The following is a 20,214-nucleotide window of genomic DNA, read 5'->3' on the forward strand; positions in this document are numbered from 1 at the left end:
ATTTATTTATACCAGCCTATAAGGAATTTGAAGAGCCGTAGGCCGGTTTGAGGTTTCTTCCCAGCGTTAGCTCTATAAACGACAATCCTTTTCGCTATTTTTGCGGCCTTAACTAGTAGGGTCAGCCGACTGACCAACTGTCTGAATGCTATGCAGCTAAGCGAACAAGAGATAAACCGCCGACAAAAGCGGGAAGAATTACTGCGGATGGGGATTGACCCCTACCCGGCTGAATTATTCGACGTAACAACAACCGTTGCCGACATCCGGGCCGCTTTTCAGCCTCAGCCGACGGTTTCCATCGAACCCGAAATGGATTTGTCCGGCGACGAACGCTGGGGAAACATCCAGCTCGCCGGGCGACTGATGATTGTTCGGATTAGCGGTAGTGCCTCATTTGCAGAATTGCAGGACTCCACCGGCCGTATTCAGCTTTATTTCCGGCGCGACGACATTTGCCCCGGCGAGGATAAAACGATGTACAATGTCGTTTTCAAGAAGCTGCTCGACATTGGCGACATCATCGGCGTTCGCGGGAATATTTTCACGACGAAGACCGGCGAGTTGTCCGTATACGTCCGCGAGTTCAAAATCCTGAATAAATCATTACGCCCGTTACCGGTGGTCAAAGAAGTCGTTAACGAGAAAGGCGAAAAAGAAACGTACGACGCATTCACTGACCCCGAGCAGCGCTACCGCCAGCGGTACGTCGATCTGATCGTTAATCCGCAGGTTCGGGATGTGTTCATCAAACGCACCAAACTGGTTAACTCCATTCGTCAGTTCCTGAGCCAGAAAGGGTATCTGGAAGTGGAGACGCCGATTCTGCAGCCGATCCACGGTGGCGCAGCTGCCCGCCCGTTCCGGACGCATCACAATACGCTCGACATGACGCTGTACCTGCGCATTGCGAACGAGTTGTACCTGAAGCGGCTGATTGTTGGCGGGTATGATGGCGTATTCGAGTTTGCCAAAGACTTCCGCAACGAGGGCATGGACCGCACGCACAATCCGGAGTTTACGCAGGTCGAGTTTTACGTTGCCTACAAAGATTACCTCTGGATGATGGACACCATCGAGGAGATGGTCGAGAAGGTAGCGCTGGACGTCGTCGGTACGACCAAAGTTACAGTCGGTCCGAACGTCATTGATTTCAAGCGCCCCTGGAAACGGCTCACGATGTTCGAAGCCATTCAGGATTATACCGGCATCGACGTTTCCAGCATGGAAGAAGACGAGCTTCGAAAGGTAGCCGAAAGCCGGGGTATTAAGGTAGACAGTACGATGGGTAAGTCGAAGCTGATTGACGAACTCTTCGGCGACGCCTGCGAGCCAAACCTGATCCAGCCGACGTTTATCACCGATTACCCCGTCGAAATGTCGCCGTTGACCAAGAAACACCGGAGCAAACCGGGTTTAGTCGAGCGGTTCGAAGCGATCTGCAACGGAAAAGAAATCGCCAACGCCTATTCGGAGTTGAACGACCCGCTCGATCAGCGCGAACGTTTTGAAGAGCAGCTGCGCCTGGCTGAACGGGGTGATGAAGAAGCGATGGCGCTGGACGAAGATTTCCTGCGGGCGCTCGAATACGGTATGCCCCCAACGGCGGGTGTGGGTCTGGGTATCGATCGGCTAACCATGATCATGACGAACCAGCCTTCCATTCAGGACGTCCTGTTCTTTCCGCAAATGCGGCCGGAGAAAAAACTGGAACAGTCAGACGAAAGCGATTTTGTAGCCGCGGGCGTACCAGCCGAATGGGTACCGGCGGTTCAGAAACTGGGCTTCCTGACGGTCGATCAGCTCCGCACGGCTAATCCCAACAAACTGTTCAACGACCTGGGCGGTGTACGTAAAAAGCTAAAGATGGACGTATCCATGCCTACTCTAGACGTAGTACGGAGCTGGACGGGTCAATAATATGTGAGGAGCACGCGTCAGCAACTCACAATAAAGACACGATAAAAAACCCCACTCAGTTAGCCGAGTGGGGTTTCAATTTCTTAGGCTTGACAGCTTAATAATCGCCGTCTATCTTTTTTACCTTCACAGCGTTTAGTCCTTTTTTGCCGTCAACCACTTCAAACTGTACCCGATCTTTCTCGCGAATGGTGATTCCGTTCAGGCCGGTAATGTGGACGAAGATGTCCCGGTTGGTATCGTCTTCAACAATGAATCCGTACCCTTTACTCTCGTTAAAGAATTTTACTACACCTGTTTGCATAAAACAAAAACAATTAAACAATTAAACATACAAAGGGTCAGTTAACAAGAAAGAACGCGAAACAGGCACCATACTACGCCGACGGCCGGGCTCCAGGCTGAGAATCAACGGGCTTTGCTTGTAAATGTGTTAATATAAGGCTTGCCTGACATTAACTTGGTTACAACACAAAGAAAATAAAAATGTTCCGATCTCGTAGTAGTTTGGATAATTTTTTAGGCATTTTTACTAAGTTTATATCGGCTTTTGGGGCAAACAGCAAACATTCTATTCCAGATAGCCGTTACAACTACTCAAAATAGACTCAACGTATATACGTCCGCTTCACAAACTAGAACGCTATGGAAAAGATCAGGTATTTCGTTGAAAAGCAGGCCTTTGGCGTTTGTACGTTGCTCGGCGAACGCATGAATATCTCCGCCAGCAGCATCCGACTGTATTTTATCTATACCTCGTTTCTGACGCTGGGTTCGCCGGTCGTTCTTTATCTGATTATGGCCTTCTGGATGGAGATGAACAAGCATCTCCGGCGGCATGCGCATCCAACCATATGGGAACTTTAGTCACCTCCCCCCCATTAGAGGTTACCACGAGCCGAAGTTTAGCCCTTATCCAGCTCTCCGAACGTCTTTCTTCCTTTCGCAAAATATTGCCAGACGATGCTACGTGGAAACAGCGGAACGGACGTAGTTTGCTGCTGCAACAGCCGTTTACGCTCGCGATGCAGTTGCGGCAAGCGGCCATAGAAAGCAAAGTGTGCGTTCAAGATAGCCACTACATCGCGCCACTGCCCAACCTTCAGGAACAACAGCGACGACACTCCATCGAGTACCAGCCGAAGAAGGATTTTTGCCCACAGCCCACCATCGGCAGGCCAGTTTTTGTACAGCATCAACAGGCTGTTGCGATAATTCAGATACGTTTTGTGCGGATTGGATTTAGGGAGCGTTCCGCCCCCGACGTGATAAACCGTTGATTGGCCGCAGGCCCAAACCTCGTAGCCGAGCCGTTGCACCCGCCAGCACAGATCGATTTCTTCCATGTGCGCAAAAAAGGAGGCATCGAAACCGCCAACCTGATGAAACACGTCAGCCCGCACAAATAGACAGGCACCCGTAGCCCAGAACACGCGTTGATTGTCGTCGTACTGCCCCCGATCGGTTTCGAACGTAGCAAATACCCGCCCGCGGCAGAATACGTAGCCCAGCCAGTCGACAAACCCACCCGCAGCTCCGGCGTGTTCAAACAGATTTCGCTCGCTGTATGACCGGATTTTAGGCTGACAGGCGGCAATTTGCGGGTTCGCCTGCATCAACTCCAGAACGGGGGTAAGCCAGCCGGGCGTAACTTCGATATCGGAGTTGGGTAATACGTAGTACGTAGCGCCACCGTATTGCAAACGAACCTGCTCAAGGGCCAGATTATAGCCGCCTGCGTAGCCTTCGTTACGGGGTAATTCAATAACGCGAACAGCGGGGAAGTGCTGACGAACAAAAGCCACCGAACCATCGGTCGATGCACTGTCGGCTACATAAACCGGATGGCCGTCGGCATTGGCAAGTACTGTCGGGAGAAACCTGGCTAAAAAAGATTTACCGTTGTAATTCAGAATTACGATGGCGAGGGTATTCACAAAGTAAGCTCGGTGAGTGAATCAGTCGGCAAGTTACTCAGTTAATCAGTCGGTTAGTTAATCCATGCACAAATAGCAAGAGTAGACTAATCGACTGGCTTACCAGCCCATCGCCTAACGTACTGATTACCAACTCACCCCATCAGCCCATCCAGATTCAGGCCGGGAATATTGGGCAGCAGCCCTTCGGTGGCCTGACGGAGGTGTTCGCGGGATTTGGTTTCTACATTGGCCATGGCTTTGTTGGTTGCCGCCACGATCAGGTCCTGCAGCATTTCGCGGTCGTCGGGCTTAATGAGGTCATGGTCAATCTCAACTTTCAGAACGTTTTTCAGGCCATTTACCGTGACTCGCACCATACCTGCCCCTGAATCGCCGGTTTCAATAATGGTGCTAAGTGATTCCTGAGCCTCTTTCATTCGGGCCTGAACTTCCTTCATTTTCCCGAACATATCGAACATATTCATAGTGCTTTGGCTAGTGAGTGCGTTAAAAGTCAACAACTCCGTTCGTAGCCGGACCGATACGTATCGATTTCCGGCGACTGAACGGGTCTACCTGATTAACAACAACGCACCTGTACGAACAGTTTTCAGCCCTGTTAAATCCTCGACTTCAATCCGGTACATATACTGACCCGCCAGCGCAGGCTGCCCATTCTCGGTACCGTCCCATCCCTTTGCTTTCTCAGTGGTGCTGTAGATTACGCTACCCCACCGATCGTATATGGTCATTCTGAACTGATCCACGTAAATTCCCTTCGCGACAAACTCGTCGTTCTGCCCATCGCCATTGGGCGTAAATGCATTGGGAACAAGAATTTTAGCCTCGCGCCGGAACGTAAAGAAATTCGAGTAGCTGATTACCCCCGAGTTTGATACCGAGATAATGCGGTACTTCTGCGACTGTAGATTCGGGTCGTCCGGATCGGGTTCGTAGCGCGTGTTGCCACTGACCGGAATTTCGCGTTTTGTGCCGTTCAGGGAATCAATAACTTCCACGGTATAACTAGCCACTGGCCCCGATAAAAATGGCGACTCGGTCGTCCAATCGACGCTGGCCGAGGATTGGGAGGTTAGAAAAACGGTACAGACCGGCTCGGAGGGGGGTGAACTCAGCCCACAACTGCTTTGAAACGTCAGTTGGTAGCAATACGGGCCCGCCGACGGATTTGCGCTTTCGTCGATGTACACGTTCTTGCTCGTTACGCTGCCTGTCGGTTGAAAGCTGCCCGATGATCCACTTGCCCGGCTAACGTTTATTGTGTAACTCGCCGTCGCTCCGGTGGTCGGCAGTTGCGCCACAATACGGGGTTTACCATCTTCAATCGACACAACGATGTTCGTAAAGCTGGTTGGCACTTCGCCATTGATACCGGTTACGCAGGCCGGGCCGGAGGTTACAATAGCCGGTCCAACGTAGGCTTCAATGGCGTAACAGTACCGCGTACCGCATTCAATTTTGTTATTGTCGGAATAAGTGGTCGCCGTCCGGCTGGTCAACGTACCGCCAACGGGCGAACCATTGCGCAGCACCCGGTAATACCGAAATGGCTTCGTCGGCGTTACGGTTCCCTGATACGCCTGCCAGCTCAGGTTGTTTTGTTTATTAGCCGCCTGGGCGTCAACGACTATACTACACACCTCATCCGAACGTAGTCCGGCCGTACTACAGGCATCCTGGGCAACGACCTGAAAGCATTGCACCTGTTTGGTATCCGTAGAAACGGAGAACGGTGTCGTGCCATTTCCGGTCTGGCCCGTTGGATTATACATCCCATTGGCATCACGCTGGTAAAGTTGTGCCGTTGTATTGGGTGTGATCTGATATTGAATGGAAACAGAGCTCTCACCAACCGTTGTCAGCTTGTTGATAACGGGCTGCGTAACGGTCTGGGAGAGATTAACCACCTGCTGCGTTTTCGAGACAACGTCGGCAGGCGTATCGCAGCCGCTTACGCCGGTGTATCGGCCTATGATTTTGATGGTGTATGAAGCCGCATTGTTATAGGTGTAACTCTGAGGTTTTACAACAGCGGTTCGGCTGAGCGGACTGCTTTTCACGCCGTCTCCCCAATCAATAATATAGTCGTCATACTGACCCGTTTTTGCATCGAGCGTAGCGGTAACGGTCACCTGCCGACCCGAACAGGCTTTGGCCGTAAAATTTATAGGCTCCAGCGGCAGCACTTCCACCTCTTCACAGTGAATCATTGCCGTTCCTTTTAAACTTCCTGCTTGTAAAATTCTATAACGACCAGGCCTAGGAAATGTGAATGTCGTCTTATTTGTACCAGCTGTTGCTAGACTAGAATCTTTTGTGTAGCCATATATGTATTTAACTGATGTTGCTAAGGGCTGGGTATTTGTTAGTATGATTGCACTACCCACACAAACACGTGCTGAATTTACTATAAAGCCCCCGTCAACAGTACTAGATGGTCTTTGCGCTGGGTCGCAAAAGTCTTGGCCGAATGAAGGCGTAAGGCCAGAAATACAGGTTAGCGCCAGTACCGCAACGGCGAGTGGCCAATGCACACACAAACTCATCTTAGCTCCAACTTCATCCAGCCTCGATCGTAAAATTCGCACGGAAGGTAAAAAATTTATCGTTCGTATAATCCAAGTAGCCCTATCCGTGAAAACGTACCCACGGACATTTTCGCGTTTGGCGAAACGTATCTTTCTTAAAATCAGTTTTCAGATCAAACCCGTCCTATCCCATCGCATCCGATCTGTATAGAACAGTTTACCTGTATACCTACTATAGTTCCACCGACACGCATCAGTCAAACAGATGAGCAATAATAATACCAACCTAGAACCAGTGGACCAATCTGAGCTAAGTCCAATACGTTTAGACCGTATTGAAGACGCTGTCGCCGATATCAAGGCGGGGAAGATTGTGCTGGTTGTAGACGATGAAGACCGTGAGAACGAGGGCGATATGATCTGCGCGGCCGAAATGATCACGCCTGAAATGGTGAACTTCATGATCCGGGAAGCCCGGGGGTTAATGTGCGCGCCCCTGACGCAGGAACGCTGCGACGAGCTGGGTCTCGACATGATGGTGAGCAGCAATACGTCGGTTCACACAACCCCGTTTACGGTTTCGGTCGATCTATTGGGAAACGGCTGTACAACGGGTATTTCAGCTTCCGACCGCTCAAAAACGATCCAGGCGCTGGTTGATCCGGCCACAACGCCCGACGACTTAGGCCGGCCGGGTCATATTTTTCCACTACGGGCCGTTGAGGGCGGTGTTATTCGTCGTGCGGGCCATACCGAAGCGGCCGTTGATCTGGCCAAATTGGCGGGTCTGTCGCCAGTGGGCGTACTAATCGAGGTGCTGAACGAAGACGGCACCATGGCCCGACTACCTGAGCTGCGGGTTCTGGCCGATCGGTTCGGGATGAAACTAGTCAGCATCCAGGATTTGATTGAATACCGTTTACGTACCGAGAGTTTGATCCGGCGCGAAATCGGCGTAGATATGCCAACCGAGTGGGGCCACTTCGACCTGATTGCGTACAAACAAAGTAACACGGGCGATACGCACCTGGCCCTGGTCAAGGGGAGCTGGGAACCCAATGAGCCTGTGCTGGTTCGGGTTCACTCCTCCTGTGTAACGGGCGACATTTTCGGATCGTGCCGCTGCGACTGCGGAGGCCAATTGCACACGGCCATGCAGATGGTTGAAGCCGAAGGTAAGGGTGTTGTGGTGTATATGTTTCAGGAAGGACGTGGCATCGGTCTGATCAATAAACTGAAAGCCTATAAGCTACAGGAAATGGGTCGCGACACGGTTGAAGCGAACCTCGATTTAGGCTTGCCCATGGACGCCCGTGATTACGGCGTTGGTGCTCAGATTCTCCGCGATCTTGGCATTCGCAAGCTGCGGCTCATTTCGAACAACCCGAAAAAACGGGCGGGTTTGATGGGTTACGGGCTGGAGATTGTGGAGAACGTACCGATTGAAATCCCATCGAATCCTTACAACGAACGCTACCTCCGGACCAAACGCGACAAGATGGGCCATACCATTATGAATGAACCCATCGAGCCGGTTAACCAGGAACAAGCTATGTAGTCTATTGATCGTCATTGGTCATTAGTAGAGTCGGAAACGGACTGCAACCAATGACCAATGACTATTTAATAATTAATGCACTTTCCCGTAGGTTTTCTCACCGGCTTCTATTGCTACGGATAACACATTATTTCGGGGCGGAATTGGGCAGGAATAGCCTTCAGCGTAGGCACAGTACGGATTATATGCCTTGTTAAAATCGAGCGTTAGCTGACCATCTTTGATATCGCCCGTTCTAAGGTCAAGGTAGCGCCCTCCGCCATAGGTGGCCAGGCCAGATGTAGCATCCTTGAACGGAAGAAATAGATAATCGCGATACTGGGGCATACGGGACAGACTCAGGCTTCGGTAAATGGTCAGCTGCTGCGGTTTGCCATTCAATGAAAACGACAGAACGGCGTATTTCACATAGGTACTTGTCTTCCCGGTGTAGGTAGGCATATCAAACGGCTCTGCTTTTGGTGTAAGCTCCACAGTAGCCACCACCCGGTACGTTGAATCGGGTTCGTAAAACCGCAGGTACTCCACGGCTTCCTTCGTTCTGAGCGGGCTGCTCGACGTAGTCAGAAACTCCTGCCTATACGTTTGCCGGTGCTGGGCAATCTGCTCGGCATAAGGCATTTGGGCTACGGCTTCCGTTGCCAGTAACGTAGTCAGGATGAAGTGTAGGATACGCATAGTATGAATAAGAAGCGGCTCTAAGCGCGAACCGGCTGGTGTCTGTAGCTGTTATTATAATGCGAAACAAGCACTTCGGTCCAGTAAACACAACCTTCTATGAGTCAGCCTAAAGCCTCCTTCAAAGACCTTATTAACGGAGATACACCCGTACTGGTCGATTTTTACGCCGACTGGTGTGGCCCCTGTAAGCAACAGGCTCCCATTTTAAAACAACTCACCGAACGGGCGGGCGATAAAGTCCGCGTGGTCAAAGTCAACGTAGACCACAGCCAGGCCGCTGCCAATCAATATCAGATTCGGAGCATTCCGACGATGATTTTGTTCAAGAATGGCAAGATCGTCTGGCGTCAATCAGGCGTTCAGTCGCTGCATACGCTCGAAGGCTTAGTGAAACAACATGCTGGTTAATGGCCTACGCGCTCTATTGTATATGTTTCTATGATTCTTAATAAACAGCGTATTGCGGCCGCTAGGCCCTGCTACGGCGTTAGCTTTTTATGCACTACTCCCGTTGAAGATGCTTTCACTGCTGCAATTCAAACCGCAACGTAACAGCCCCCCCTAACTCAATCTGATCGCCATCCTGCAACGGGTAGTTCAGGCCACCAATATCCGCTCGTTCAACGCGATCGTTCGGGTGAACTATCTTTGTTTTATTACCACCTGCCGGTAACCCACCGGTATCGACAACCAGTGAATACTGTCGCTGCACTTTGTTGTAACGAATGGTTGCGTGGGAACGACTGACAGCCCCGTTGTTGGCTCCTCGTTGTGGATCAAAGCCAGGCTCATCTTCGTTTAGGATCACGATATCATTCGTGCGTACCCGCCCTGAAGTGGTCTGACTGGTACGTCCCCGACCGATGCAATAACAATCGTTTACGGATGGATCGAGTAGGTATTCATCCCGACCAGTCTGGCCGACCAGCGTGACAATGCGTGCCAGAAGCGGAGTTGTATCGGGCTTCGATCCGTCAAAAACGATAAGCCCCAGATTTCCTTCGCGAAAAGCTTCGGCGGGAAGCTCGTCGGGGAGAAACTCATAGTCGAATCGCCAGTTCTTCGATAAGGTTATGTAATTATCAGCTAATTGACGACTCAGCTCCGCCTGAAATTTGCCGGGTTGACTGGTCCATAAGGCAACCCGATACAGCTCCTCTTCTTCTGGATTTACACTACGAATACAGAGACGTAGCCCGGTAGGCGCTGCGCCGGGTTCATTCTGATAGGGCCGTAATTTTTCCAGCAAAAACCGTAAAACCTGATCGCGCCGTTGAGCCGCCGGCGGCAAACCCATTGCCGCTGGTTTCGGCACCACTGCGATTGCAGGCGTACCTTCAACTGGTTCAACTGGTAGGTCAGGCGAAGTAGGTGTCAGCCCAAATAACTTTTTGACCGTTTCTATCAAGCTCATGACTTTTCGTTTTGGATTAGAAGCTGCCTAAATAACCACGTTGTTTGAGTAAAGGCGCCACTACGTCATTTGCCAGTTGAACGGCGTCTGCCGATGAGTCGCCAAGCTCAATACGCACGCAAACCACCGTACGTGAACGACCATCGGACGTAGGGGCGAAAAATACGTACCAACCGTCATTCTCCCGTTCACCAAGCACCATCCGTTCCGGTGTGCCGGTTTTACCCGCCACCCTGGCTACGCTGATTTTACTTCGCCCCGCCGATGGATTCGATTGCTCAATCATAAATCCTTCCAACTGATTGGCGTAGTCCGGCTGGCGGGCCAATCGCTGTCCAGTCGTTATGGGCTCCGCTTTTCCGGCGCGGCTCACTACGTATCGTGAGGGCTGCATAATTCCGTTGTTCGCGATGGCCCCGGCCATTCGAGCAATAGATGCTGGCGTCGACGTTAACTGCCCCTGTCCCCAGGCCAGGCCCGAGAATTCGCTCCGGTAGCGTCTTGGGTACCGATCGCTCTGGTACAACTTCCGGCGAACCGCAAACGAGGAGTCGCGCCAATGGTTGAGAATCCGGTCCCGTTCCACATCTGTATGCGTATCGGCAAACGAATAGCCGCCAATATAATCGATGTTCATGCCCGTCGCCAGATAAAGACTGGCCATTTCGTTATCGAGTCGGTTGTCGTTCGCCGTACGGATGAAATAGACGTTACTCGATCGAACGATGGCCTTTCGCATATCGACAGGTTCGCCACAAGGTTCTGACTCGCGGGTACCCCGGCGAATAATTTCCTGACACGTAATCGGATACGTAACGTCGGAAGCGGATGCACCTAGTTTATTGAACGCAGCCATCGCCGTCAGGATTTTAGCGGTCGAACCGGGAGCGGTTGGAAATGTCATGCCTAAGTCTCGTTCGGTCACCAGATACGGTAGTTTCAGGCGGTCGCGATCCGACAGTTGCATCACGTCGGGCGTTTTCAGGTTGGGCAACGGGTGCATAGCCGAGGCCAGCAGATCGCCGGAAGCCGCGTCCAGCACCACGACCGACAGACGCTTATTGCGGTAGTCAGACTGCGCCAGCGACTTCTGCAAAGCGACCTGTAGTTCAGCATTCACGGTTAGGTGCACATCCCGGTTCTGCGCTTTCCGACGTTCGACCTCCCGGCTATCAAGTCCTGCCCGCAAGGCCGGAGCCAGCTCACTATAATCATAAACCGATAGTGTCCGCGTCTGATGCACCGATGGGCTAAATCGATCGGCCCGGTAGTCGGTTGTAACAAGGTCTGTTTTGCGAGGTCGGCTGTTGAAACCGCGTAGCTCGCTTAAGTGCGTCGCTTCGGCGTAATACCCATTGCTCTGGCCCCAGAACAGTTGCGTATTCAAATCACCCACCCAGAAAAATAAATGTTCGCCAAACGGATAATACCGTTGCAGTCGCTTCTGCGTAAGCGTTTTCAACTCCTCCGATTGCAACCCACTCTGCTGAAGTCTGGGAACCTGACGCGTAACAGACTCCGACGAGCTGGTTGCCAGCACCAGCCCATTTCGATCATAGATCGTTCCGGCAGCCAGCGTCCGCGTTAGTCGCGCAATACGTGGGTTATAGCTGTAGGCCGGGTCGCCGTTACGGGTAACTACCCGTGCCGGCCGAACGATGTACTCGTCGCCGTTCCAGCCGACTATGGGCAGTAAACGCGCAATCAGCATAACAACGCCTGCCAGAAAACCAGCGATTCCCGCCATCAGTACAGTGTCGTAGTGTTTTTCGAGGTACTCGCGTTGCGTAGCGGCTCCGGGTCGATGCGCCACGCTAAAGACAGCTCCCATTGCGGTCAGGTTGATAATCAACGAAATCTTGCCGTAGCTCAGGAAGGGTACACTGATTCCTGTCAAAGGCAGTAAACCGATAGAACCGCCAGCAATAATCAGGAACTGAACACCCGTGGCAATGGCAATGCCCGCAACCAGGAAAAAACTAAACGGCTGACCAGCCCGACGGGCGTGCAGAAACGTGCGGTGCAGTAAGATACCGAACAGAATAAATACGGATACGACACCCAGACCGCCCAGTTCTTCGCCCAGACTAGGTAAGATCATGTCGGTATGGGCCGCGGGCATAGCGTTGGCAAATCCCTTACCTAACCCCTGCCCGGTCCATCCGCCCGCAGCCAGCGTCCAGAAACTATGCGCCAGGTGATCGCCCCCGTAGACATCGTTGTTCCAGGGACTCAGCCACATCGCTTTTCGATCGGCTAAGCGATCACCCACGAAGGGCAGCAGATCACCGAACGCAAAAACGGCTATGACCAGCAACAACATGACCGGTGCCTCGACCAATAAGGCCGCCCAGCCCAAGCCCGTCGACGAACGGGCTTCACCCCGCCAGAGCATGAAACCAATGAGTGCGACCAGGCAGACAAGCGTAGCAATCCAGCCCGGCAGTAACCACAAAGCAACTCCGTAGATAACGCCCGTAGCTAAGGTTAAGCGTAAGTTGCCGCGGGCAATGCTGTAGAACAACAGGAAAGTAAAACAAACCACCAGGGCCGGTCCCATGTCGCCCAATAACAGATAGAGCAGCATCAGGAACACCGCCCCGGCCAATGCTCCGAAGCTCACGATGAAACGCCAGCGCAGATCAGGTAACTGCCGTATTTGCTGCTCATTAGCCGCGAAGAACCCCGCGAAGAAGAGTAGTAACAGGTACTTAGTGATCTCGCTCGGCTGAAAGCTCATGCCGAATAGCGATAAATTTACCCGTACGCCACTGCCTTCGGGACCCGAGCCGAAGAGCAACGTTAAGGCCGCCAGGCCGATGGCCAGTACTAGCCACGTCCAGCCCGACAGCCGGACAGTGGCCCGATTCCGAAACGCAAATAACCAATCGTATCGCCAGGTGGCGTAAAACTTACCGATGTTTAACTGCGACAGAACCGTCACGCCTACTAACCCAAGGGCGATGCCCTGCAGGGTTTGTCCGGCGTAGAGCGTGTCCTGCAACGGGTCTTGAATAGCCAGCAACGTCAGTACCGACATACCTGTAAGCAGCATAAGCACCGTTAACAGCAGCGGGTCGTACCGAAAGCGCCGGACCGTCCAGATGCCGTGAACAGCCCAAAACGAACCGATGAACAGCAGAACAATACTCCAGAACTGCCAGGTAAACGAGCCTGGCGTACGTACCGTAAAGGCCCGGTCGGTTTTAAGCTGACCGTACACCAGTGAGCCGATGAGCCGTAAATGATGCGGCCGGGCGGTAAAGGTGTAGTCCTGATTGCTGGCTAGCTTGCTCGTTCCCCGCCGACTACCAAACTCAAAGCCGGGTTTTAAGGCTACGACGCTATAAGCTCCTCCTTCTTTCAAACCCGTAAAACTAAACCGGCCATCGGCACCGGTGCGGGCATAAGTGTAGCGATCCGACAACGTATCGGGCTGAGCTGTGGCGTAATGGCGTTTCAGCTGCACCAGTACGCCATCCATCGGCCGCTCATCCTGACTAACCCGACCGCTGATCGACAAATTACCAGTTCCCACGTTTGTAGTGGAGGCATACGCTTTGGGCGCTTTCAACTCCCGTCGGTATAACACCGAATCGAATCCCATCTGTTGCCGCGACAGCCGCAACCGGTTCTGAAAATCATCCCCTCCGATAGAACTCCGCCAGGCAACTGGTGCCGCAATGGCAAAGAGTCGTTTGTTGAGGCTTCCTACGTTATCTAACGTACCGTTTCGAGCCAGCTTAGCCGGTAACGAATCGGCCAGCAGGCTAATGTCTTTCGGATCGGCAAAGTAGTTACCGGTCGTCAGTAAACGCCGAACGGCGGCCGGTTTAAGCCCCGGCTCCAGGTTCAGGGCCTGCCCAGCTGCATAGGCCTGATTTGCCTGATCAAGAATAGGCAATAAATTGGTATACAGTCGTCCGAACAGCAGCAGCAATAAAATGGATGCGCCGAATAAATAGAATCGTTCGGACGGTACGAGGGTTGATCTCATGCGAAATACGACAAGGCCGCGTTACGTATCGGAATTGGTGGAGTCAGCAACCGAGGTTGAGTCGGCTCTCGGTACCGTTGTTGTATCAGAAAATACGCTGGGCGGTGTACTCGGCTCGGTATTGACTTCGGTCGAATCACTCGGGGTTTGTTGTTCCGAAAAGTCAATACCACCGGCTGGTGAATCAACGGCGGTATCCCCGGAAACCATTGGATCGTCTACCGCCGTTGTGTCAGCAATCGAAGGCGAAGAAGCTCCCTTCTGTTGGTTTACGTAAAAAATAGCCAACCCGACTATCGCCAGAACGGCAATCACCGCAAAGGCAATGATCCATCCGTTCGACCGCTCGGCGGGTTCTTCGTACTCGGGCGCATACGTGTCGCCAAATTGATTGGCAACCTCAGGAGCGGCCACTGTCTGGGGTCGTGGACGTACGGGAGCCGCCTGATCAATGGAGCGGTTAGCCTGTAGCTGCTCGACGGTAGCCTGACCAAGCAGTAATGTCAGTTCATCGGCATCACTCAGGCGCTCGGCTGAATTTTTAATCAGTGTCCAGTTTACAATCTCATTCAGGCTAGGCGGTAAGTAATGTCCGGCCGGAAGTAATACCGCAGGCGAGGGCGTGTGCAATACCTGCTTGACGAACGTAGCAATCCCTTCACTTTCTGTCATGGAAAAAGGCAGATGACCCGTCAGGCATTCATAAAGCACCACACCCAGCGAATAGTAGTCAGTAGCTCCGGTTGATCCTCTCGGATTTTCAAATTGCTCGGGCGAGGCATATTCGTACGTCAGTAACGATTGGCCCGTTAAGGTTTTCGACTGTTCACGCAATCTGGCAACGCCAAAATCGGTCAGCAGAAAATGCAGTTCACCACTGGGCAATGGGCGGTACAGAATGTTCTCCGGCTTAATGTCCCGATGGATGATGCCTTGCGGATGAATGGCGCTAAAGGCGGCTGCCATTTGCTGCCCCAACCGAATCACAGCTGACACATCCAGCGGCCCTCGCTTAAGGAGTGAGCGGAGGTCGCCCCCTTCGACCCATTCCATCACAATAAACGGCAGGGGCATGTCAACCTGAACCTCCCGCACACCGACTACATTCGGGTGGTGAATGTTGGTCATAATGGTCGACTCCTGCTGAAATCGACGGAGTGTTTCAGGATCTGTGCCCAACACGAAATGCTTGATCGCCACCAGATCGCCCGTTGCGATATGACGGGCTTTCAGGACTCGCGCATTGGAGCGGCCCAGTTCGCCTAATATTTCGTAACCCGGAAAGTGCGTATTCACGCTAACAGTCGGCATTGGCAAATTAGTCTATTGAATCAGTTGCTATTGACGTGTCTACTGAGTCGGCGGGCGTGTCGAGCACCGGCGATCCATACGACAGGATCTTGCAGGTAACTTTGGTTCCACGCTCGCTATCGGGGGCTCGCCGGGTCAAAACCGCGTCGGGTTCTACGTTGTTGAAGTAAACCTTTTCTGATTTATACAGGCTACCACTGTCTTTTATGTAGTTTACCCGAACGATGACGTGGCTAAACGTTACGTCGCTGGGGTTGCTCAGCTTGATTACTACGTCTTTGATGCCACCGAACAGCCCAACTCCATACTTATCCGCTTCGGCGATCAGGTTACGGCCTGCAATCTCAGCTTCCTGCCGCAGCCGTTCCAGCCGTTGTTTTTCCTGGACCTGCCGCTTGCGAAGCGCTTCGAGCGAATCGCGTTCAGCCTGCGCTCGTCTGGCCTCGCTGGCACTCGCACTACCGGCCGATCCATTAGCTGTACTTAATTCGTTACCCATCTTGGATGATATCCGATTCGCGATAAAGAAGTAATACAATCCAAACCCTACCGCCAGTACCAGAAGGCCCAGACCAATCCACTTAGGCACATTGCCGTTGCTTGCTGCCTTCTTTCGGGGCTCACGCGGTTGAACGGATGGAGCAGTCGGTACGTCCGCTGCTGCTTTGGCGACCGATTGTACGGGCTGAGGTGGCTCGGCCCTGTCTTCCTGCGGTATAGCGGCCAGCGGAGGAGCACTTCGTTGCACAAACTGGCCCGTTCGACTCGCTTTCAGGTAATCTAAATCTGCTTGTTTCAGTAGCCAGGTTAATTCATCGGGATCGCTGATCCGGTCAGTTGCTTTCTTTTGCAGCAGGCCCTGAATCAGGTCGATAATATGACCCAGTGGCTGCCCATTGGCCTCGACGGTTAAGGCCGGAGGAGCTTCGTTCAGCACCGTGTTCATGAACGTAACAATCCCCGCCTGATCGCCCATTGAGAACGGCACCGTACCGTTCAGGCATTCGTACAGCACCACACCCAGCGAATAGTAGTCAGTAGCTTTTGTTAGCCCTCTCGGATCGTTGAACTGCTCCGGCGATGCGTACTCGTATGTCATCAGCGAATGACCCGTCAGCGTAGTTGACTGCTCGTGCAGTCGGGCAACGCCGAAGTCGGTCAGCAAAAAATGCAACTCACCACTAGGCAGTGATCGATATAGAATGTTTTCGGGTTTTATATCCCGGTGAATGATTCCCTCAGCGTGAATGGCGTTGAACGCACTAGCCATCTGCAAGCCCAGCCGGATCGTTGTCGGCACGTCCAGCCGACCTTGTTCGGCAATGAGCTTGTGCACATTTCCGCCTTCAATCAGTTCCATCACGATGTAGGGCAGCTCAGCATCCAGCCGTACCTCCCGCACCTTTACAATGTTAGGGTGATTGATACTGGTCATGATAGCCGACTCGCGCTGGAACCGCCGAAGCGTATCCTCATCCGTGTTGAGGGCAAAGTGTTTGATCGCTACCAGATCGCCCGTGGCCAGATGACGCGCCTTGAGAATGCGGGCATTGCTCCGCCCCAGTTCGCTCAGCACCTCATAGCCGGGAAATTGCGTATTGAATCGAATAGTAGCCATCAGGGACGAGACGGTTTAAGCGGAACAGGTTGCGGTTGTACCGAAACCGATACGAGCGCATTACGTAACGTATCCTGCTGAACGGCAGCGCTGATGGGCACGTCGACGTTCCGGAAGTATACCTGGTTCAGTTGTAGCTGCACCGGCCCGGTTGTTTCGATACCCGTTCTGAATCCATAAATAATGAGGTTCTCCAGCTTAACGCTTTTCCGCTGCTGCACACGTAACGCCACCTGCGCCTGCGCGGTATCGGCTGGAACAATGACCGTTAGTCGATTATGACCGAGAACAGCCCCTAATGAATCGGTCAGTAGAAGGGGTTTTTCGAGTCGAATGGTATCGTAGTTGGCGAGTTGCAATTGATGGTCAGTGGTACGATAGGCCACTCTCACCAACGAATCCAGTTCAGCAGACGCCTTTGTCTGTGCGGACGCAGTGTCCGGCTGAGCAGTTACATCCTTGCCGCTGACAGCGACTGGGCCATTAATCTCCAAATTAGTTGGGTCAGGAGGTTGGAACGTATACCATACAAAAGCCGCAACGCCCAAAAGCACCAGAAAGCCCGCAACCCACCAACCGGTTGATGAACCCGTATTACGTTTGTCAGCCGGTTTCGCCGGAGTTTGCGCAACTGGCGGTACGGGCACTTCCCGCGTAGCTGGATCGACCGGCTGCGTGGTTTTCGCCGAGGCCAGCGTTTCGCTCGACTCAGCTCTATTCGTAGCCAGCACAACGGTGATGTTATCATTTCCGCCCTGCAGATTAGCCAGCCTGATCAGTTCGCTTAGTTGTTGTTCAAGCGGTATCGACTGACGTAACACCGACGTGATTTGAGCTTGTGTGATCATATCGGTCAGGCCATCGCTGCAAAACAACAGCTGATCGCCCGGCTGAAAATCGGTTTCACCCGACTCCAGAAACTCCGGATCGTCTACGCGGTGCTGAATTGAGCCGACTTCCCGCAAAATTTCGTTTCGGCGGGGGTGCTGCATGGCTTCGGCTTCGGTCAGTTCATTGGCATCTTCCCGAATACCGACCAGCGAATGGTCGTGGGTAAGTTTTTCGAGCGTTCCCTGCCGATAGCGATACAGGCGTGTATCCCCTACGTGCACAAAATACAGTTTTCCGGTATCGGCATTCGCCACGGCAGCAGTCAGCACGCAGCACATCTGCCCCAAACGAGCCTCCTGCTGGCGCTGCTCATTGATCTGGTTGTTGGCAAACACAACGGCCTCCTGCAGCATCGAGAGCGGATCACCGTTGGGTTTGGCCATGTAGCGTTCGATCGATTCCCTGGCAATAGCCGCGGCCCGGTCGCCCCCGGCATAGCCGCCTACGCCATCGATCACCGCCAGCAACGCACTGGAATCCGACCAGATCGGGGTGCAAATAAACGTATCCTGATTATCAGTTCGGCGTTGGCCGACATCCGTCCGACCGGCTAATTGTATTGACTGCATGCGAAACAAGAAGGTAGGTTATAGATCCTGGCGTATGTTCATAAACACACCCGATTTCAAACTGTTACGTAGGCTACCTCGGCAAGTCCTGGAAATGCCTGAGAGCCAGAAACCCAACGAATGCTAATAAGAGCAAAACCAGCAGAACGTCGATCATATCCCTACAGGTTACGTTGGAAGTTAAGCGTCACCATGCTGTTGAGCAGGATCTGCGCCCGGTCGGGCAAGTCTACCCACTGCGGATCGGCAGGTTCGCTACGTGCCACAAGCTGTTCGTTCACGCGCGTTTCGTTCCGGCTGAACGATGCGATCTGAAACAAGTTTGTCGGTTCGTTGTATCGAATCCGGGCGTGTGGGTTTGACACATACGCCGATTCGAGCAGCAGATAATTGGGGAAATGCTCATTTTCGGGTTCTTTCCGGGCGACAACAACCTCCCGATCGCGCATCAGGTACGTATACTCTTTATTGGCTTCGGCAATGTAGTAGTCGAGCTGAGCCAGGCCCGAATCCAGACTGCGGGGCAGGTTAGGTACGCTCGGCCGCGTTACGCCTGCGCCTACCACCGACGAGCGGCTGGCTGGCTGGGAAGTAGCCGGTGCGGCAAAACCAAATTTCACGACAAAGGCTCCCGGCTCCCGAAAGTCGATATGCTGGAACGCGTTTAAATCGACATCTACCTTTTCGTAGCGATTGGTCTGCTTTACCCGACGCGTTACGTTTACCTTATCCGATGCCGCCTGAGGCTGCGCTGTGCCGGGCAGAATTCCGGTCAGCGCCCCGATTACATTGATATCCGTTGGCTCGACCGGTTCGCCGTTAAACTCCCGGCCCGCGCCAAACTTAAAATACCAGCTCGACGCCACGGGCGACACGTAGGTATACTGACCTTTATAGGACTCGACCAGAGCGTTAAACGCCTGCACCGCTTCGTTAACCACGACGGGAAACGCGTTGAGTCGATCTTCGTACGTATCGGGATGCAGGATAATTAGAAAGTGGGCGTTGAACAGCATACTCGACCCCACAGATTCCCGGTGAACCGAGTCGTTGAAGGAATCAACCAACTCGTCCAGAATACGTTTGTTGGTAACAGCAGCGGTTGTATGGGCGTCGGTTCGGCTCGGTGGAATAATCAGATGGCTCAACCGTCCGAGCCAGCCGCCGGGTTCATTTGCCATGAATAGTTAGTTTAGGGAGGATCATCACCCTACTAAACGTAACAACGGCCCATTTCTGTTAGTCGCCCCGGCGCTATCTTCGTGAACGGTATTTGTACTCCTTGAACGGTTCGTTGAGCCACAGAACTGTCCATGAAGGGCAAAATCAGTACGTACCATTCGCTTGGCGAGAAAACAAAATCCGTTTATCTGGTCTTTAACAGACAAACCCCTGCGTGGGTTATCTTTTCTTAAACGGATTGATTATGGAAGACAAGGAATCATTAGACGGTGTGCGGTTAGATATCCAGGCCGTCAATATTGAGGTAGACGACGCTTTTCGCGATCGGGTTGTTCAGGCGTTAGGCAAGCTTCGGCGCTATTACAGTGGTGATGTGATCACGGCGGAAGCGTATATGCGGCAGGAAGCGCACTCTGGTCCCAATGAAAAATCACTGCGGATAAAATATGGCGTACCGGGCAGTGACGTTTTTGCCGAGGAATCCGGAGATAACTGGGATGCCCTGCTGAATGACGTAACGGGTAAGCTTAAACGCCAGCTTGAGCACAAATTTGCCAATTCTCAGAATAGCTACCGCAATCGGTAGATCCGTAGATTCATCATAT

General features: G+C 52.7%; 16 protein-coding genes. 5 read left to right on the forward strand and 11 right to left on the reverse strand.

What is annotated here, in order from left to right:
- Positions 1–150 precede the first annotated feature (150 nt).
- Positions 151–1,920, forward strand: a complete 1,770-nt coding sequence (gene lysS, locus ACYVBJ_RS02300; RefSeq protein ID WP_460980688.1) for a lysine--tRNA ligase — start codon at positions 151–153, stop codon at positions 1,918–1,920.
- A gap of 97 nt (positions 1,921–2,017) precedes the next feature.
- On the opposite strand, the gene ACYVBJ_RS02305 is transcribed toward lysS, so the two are convergent.
- Positions 2,018–2,224, reverse strand: a complete 207-nt coding sequence (locus tag ACYVBJ_RS02305; protein ID WP_381519668.1) for a cold-shock protein — start codon at positions 2,222–2,224, stop codon at positions 2,018–2,020.
- A 341-nt stretch (positions 2,225–2,565) separates the two neighbouring features.
- Here ACYVBJ_RS02305 and ACYVBJ_RS02310 point away from each other — a divergent pair, with 341 nt between their 5' ends.
- Positions 2,566–2,787, forward strand: a complete 222-nt coding sequence (locus ACYVBJ_RS02310; RefSeq protein WP_460974701.1) for a PspC domain-containing protein — start codon at positions 2,566–2,568, stop codon at positions 2,785–2,787.
- 38 nt (positions 2,788–2,825) lie between these two features.
- On the opposite strand, the gene ACYVBJ_RS02315 is transcribed toward ACYVBJ_RS02310, so the two are convergent.
- From ACYVBJ_RS02315 to ACYVBJ_RS02325, 3 genes are all read right to left on the reverse strand, one after another.
- On the reverse strand, positions 2,826–3,857 hold the full coding sequence (locus ACYVBJ_RS02315; RefSeq protein ID WP_460980689.1) for a glycosyltransferase family 2 protein: 1,032 nt from the start codon (positions 3,855–3,857) through the stop codon (positions 2,826–2,828).
- Positions 3,858–3,991: 134 nt separating this feature from the next.
- Positions 3,992–4,324, reverse strand: a complete 333-nt coding sequence (locus ACYVBJ_RS02320; RefSeq protein WP_460980690.1) for a YbaB/EbfC family nucleoid-associated protein — start codon at positions 4,322–4,324, stop codon at positions 3,992–3,994.
- An 87-nt stretch (positions 4,325–4,411) separates the two neighbouring features.
- Positions 4,412–6,070 (reverse strand): gliding motility-associated C-terminal domain-containing protein, encoded by a 1,659-nt coding sequence (locus tag ACYVBJ_RS02325; RefSeq protein WP_460980691.1) that lies wholly within the window; start codon positions 6,068–6,070, stop codon positions 4,412–4,414.
- A 583-nt stretch (positions 6,071–6,653) separates the two neighbouring features.
- Here ACYVBJ_RS02325 and ACYVBJ_RS02330 point away from each other — a divergent pair.
- Positions 6,654–7,946 (forward strand): bifunctional 3,4-dihydroxy-2-butanone-4-phosphate synthase/GTP cyclohydrolase II, encoded by a 1,293-nt coding sequence (locus ACYVBJ_RS02330; protein WP_460980692.1) that lies wholly within the window; start codon positions 6,654–6,656, stop codon positions 7,944–7,946.
- A gap of 72 nt (positions 7,947–8,018) precedes the next feature.
- On the opposite strand, the gene ACYVBJ_RS02335 is transcribed toward ACYVBJ_RS02330, so the two are convergent.
- Positions 8,019–8,624, reverse strand: a complete 606-nt coding sequence (locus tag ACYVBJ_RS02335) for a DUF1684 domain-containing protein (RefSeq protein WP_460980693.1) — start codon at positions 8,622–8,624, stop codon at positions 8,019–8,021.
- A 99-nt stretch (positions 8,625–8,723) separates the two neighbouring features.
- On the opposite strand from ACYVBJ_RS02335, the gene trxA reads away from it, so the two are divergent.
- Entirely contained in the window at positions 8,724–9,035 is a 312-nt protein-coding gene (gene trxA, locus ACYVBJ_RS02340) for a thioredoxin (protein ID WP_460980694.1), read from the forward strand.
- A gap of 115 nt (positions 9,036–9,150) precedes the next feature.
- On the opposite strand, the gene ACYVBJ_RS02345 is transcribed toward trxA, so the two are convergent.
- The 6 genes from ACYVBJ_RS02345 to ACYVBJ_RS02370 form a co-directional block, all read right to left on the reverse strand.
- Positions 9,151–10,041: an FHA domain-containing protein gene (locus ACYVBJ_RS02345; RefSeq protein ID WP_460980695.1), complete on the reverse strand. Its 891-nt coding sequence runs from the start codon at positions 10,039–10,041 to the stop codon at positions 9,151–9,153.
- Between the two features lie 16 nt (positions 10,042–10,057).
- Positions 10,058–14,038, reverse strand: coding sequence for an FtsW/RodA/SpoVE family cell cycle protein (locus ACYVBJ_RS02350; RefSeq protein ID WP_460980696.1), 3,981 nt, complete (start codon positions 14,036–14,038; stop codon positions 10,058–10,060).
- Between the two features lie 21 nt (positions 14,039–14,059).
- On the reverse strand, positions 14,060–15,349 hold the full coding sequence (locus tag ACYVBJ_RS02355; RefSeq protein ID WP_460980697.1) for a serine/threonine-protein kinase: 1,290 nt from the start codon (positions 15,347–15,349) through the stop codon (positions 14,060–14,062).
- 7 nt (positions 15,350–15,356) lie between these two features.
- Positions 15,357–16,967 carry a serine/threonine protein kinase gene (locus tag ACYVBJ_RS02360; RefSeq protein ID WP_460980698.1) on the reverse strand — a complete coding sequence of 537 codons (1,611 nt, stop codon included), beginning with the start codon at positions 16,965–16,967 and terminating at the stop codon, positions 15,357–15,359.
- Entirely contained in the window at positions 16,967–18,427 is a 1,461-nt protein-coding gene (locus ACYVBJ_RS02365) for a PP2C family protein-serine/threonine phosphatase (protein WP_460980699.1), read from the reverse strand. Before ACYVBJ_RS02365 ends, ACYVBJ_RS02360 begins: the two co-directional genes overlap by 1 nt.
- A gap of 161 nt (positions 18,428–18,588) precedes the next feature.
- Positions 18,589–19,608 (reverse strand): FHA domain-containing protein, encoded by a 1,020-nt coding sequence (locus tag ACYVBJ_RS02370; RefSeq protein ID WP_460980700.1) that lies wholly within the window; start codon positions 19,606–19,608, stop codon positions 18,589–18,591.
- A gap of 245 nt (positions 19,609–19,853) precedes the next feature.
- Between ACYVBJ_RS02370 and ACYVBJ_RS02375 the strand changes: the two genes are divergently transcribed.
- Positions 19,854–20,195 (forward strand): HPF/RaiA family ribosome-associated protein, encoded by a 342-nt coding sequence (locus ACYVBJ_RS02375; protein WP_460980701.1) that lies wholly within the window; start codon positions 19,854–19,856, stop codon positions 20,193–20,195.
- Positions 20,196–20,214 lie beyond the last annotated feature (19 nt).

Source organism: Spirosoma fluminis, assembly GCF_054778895.1.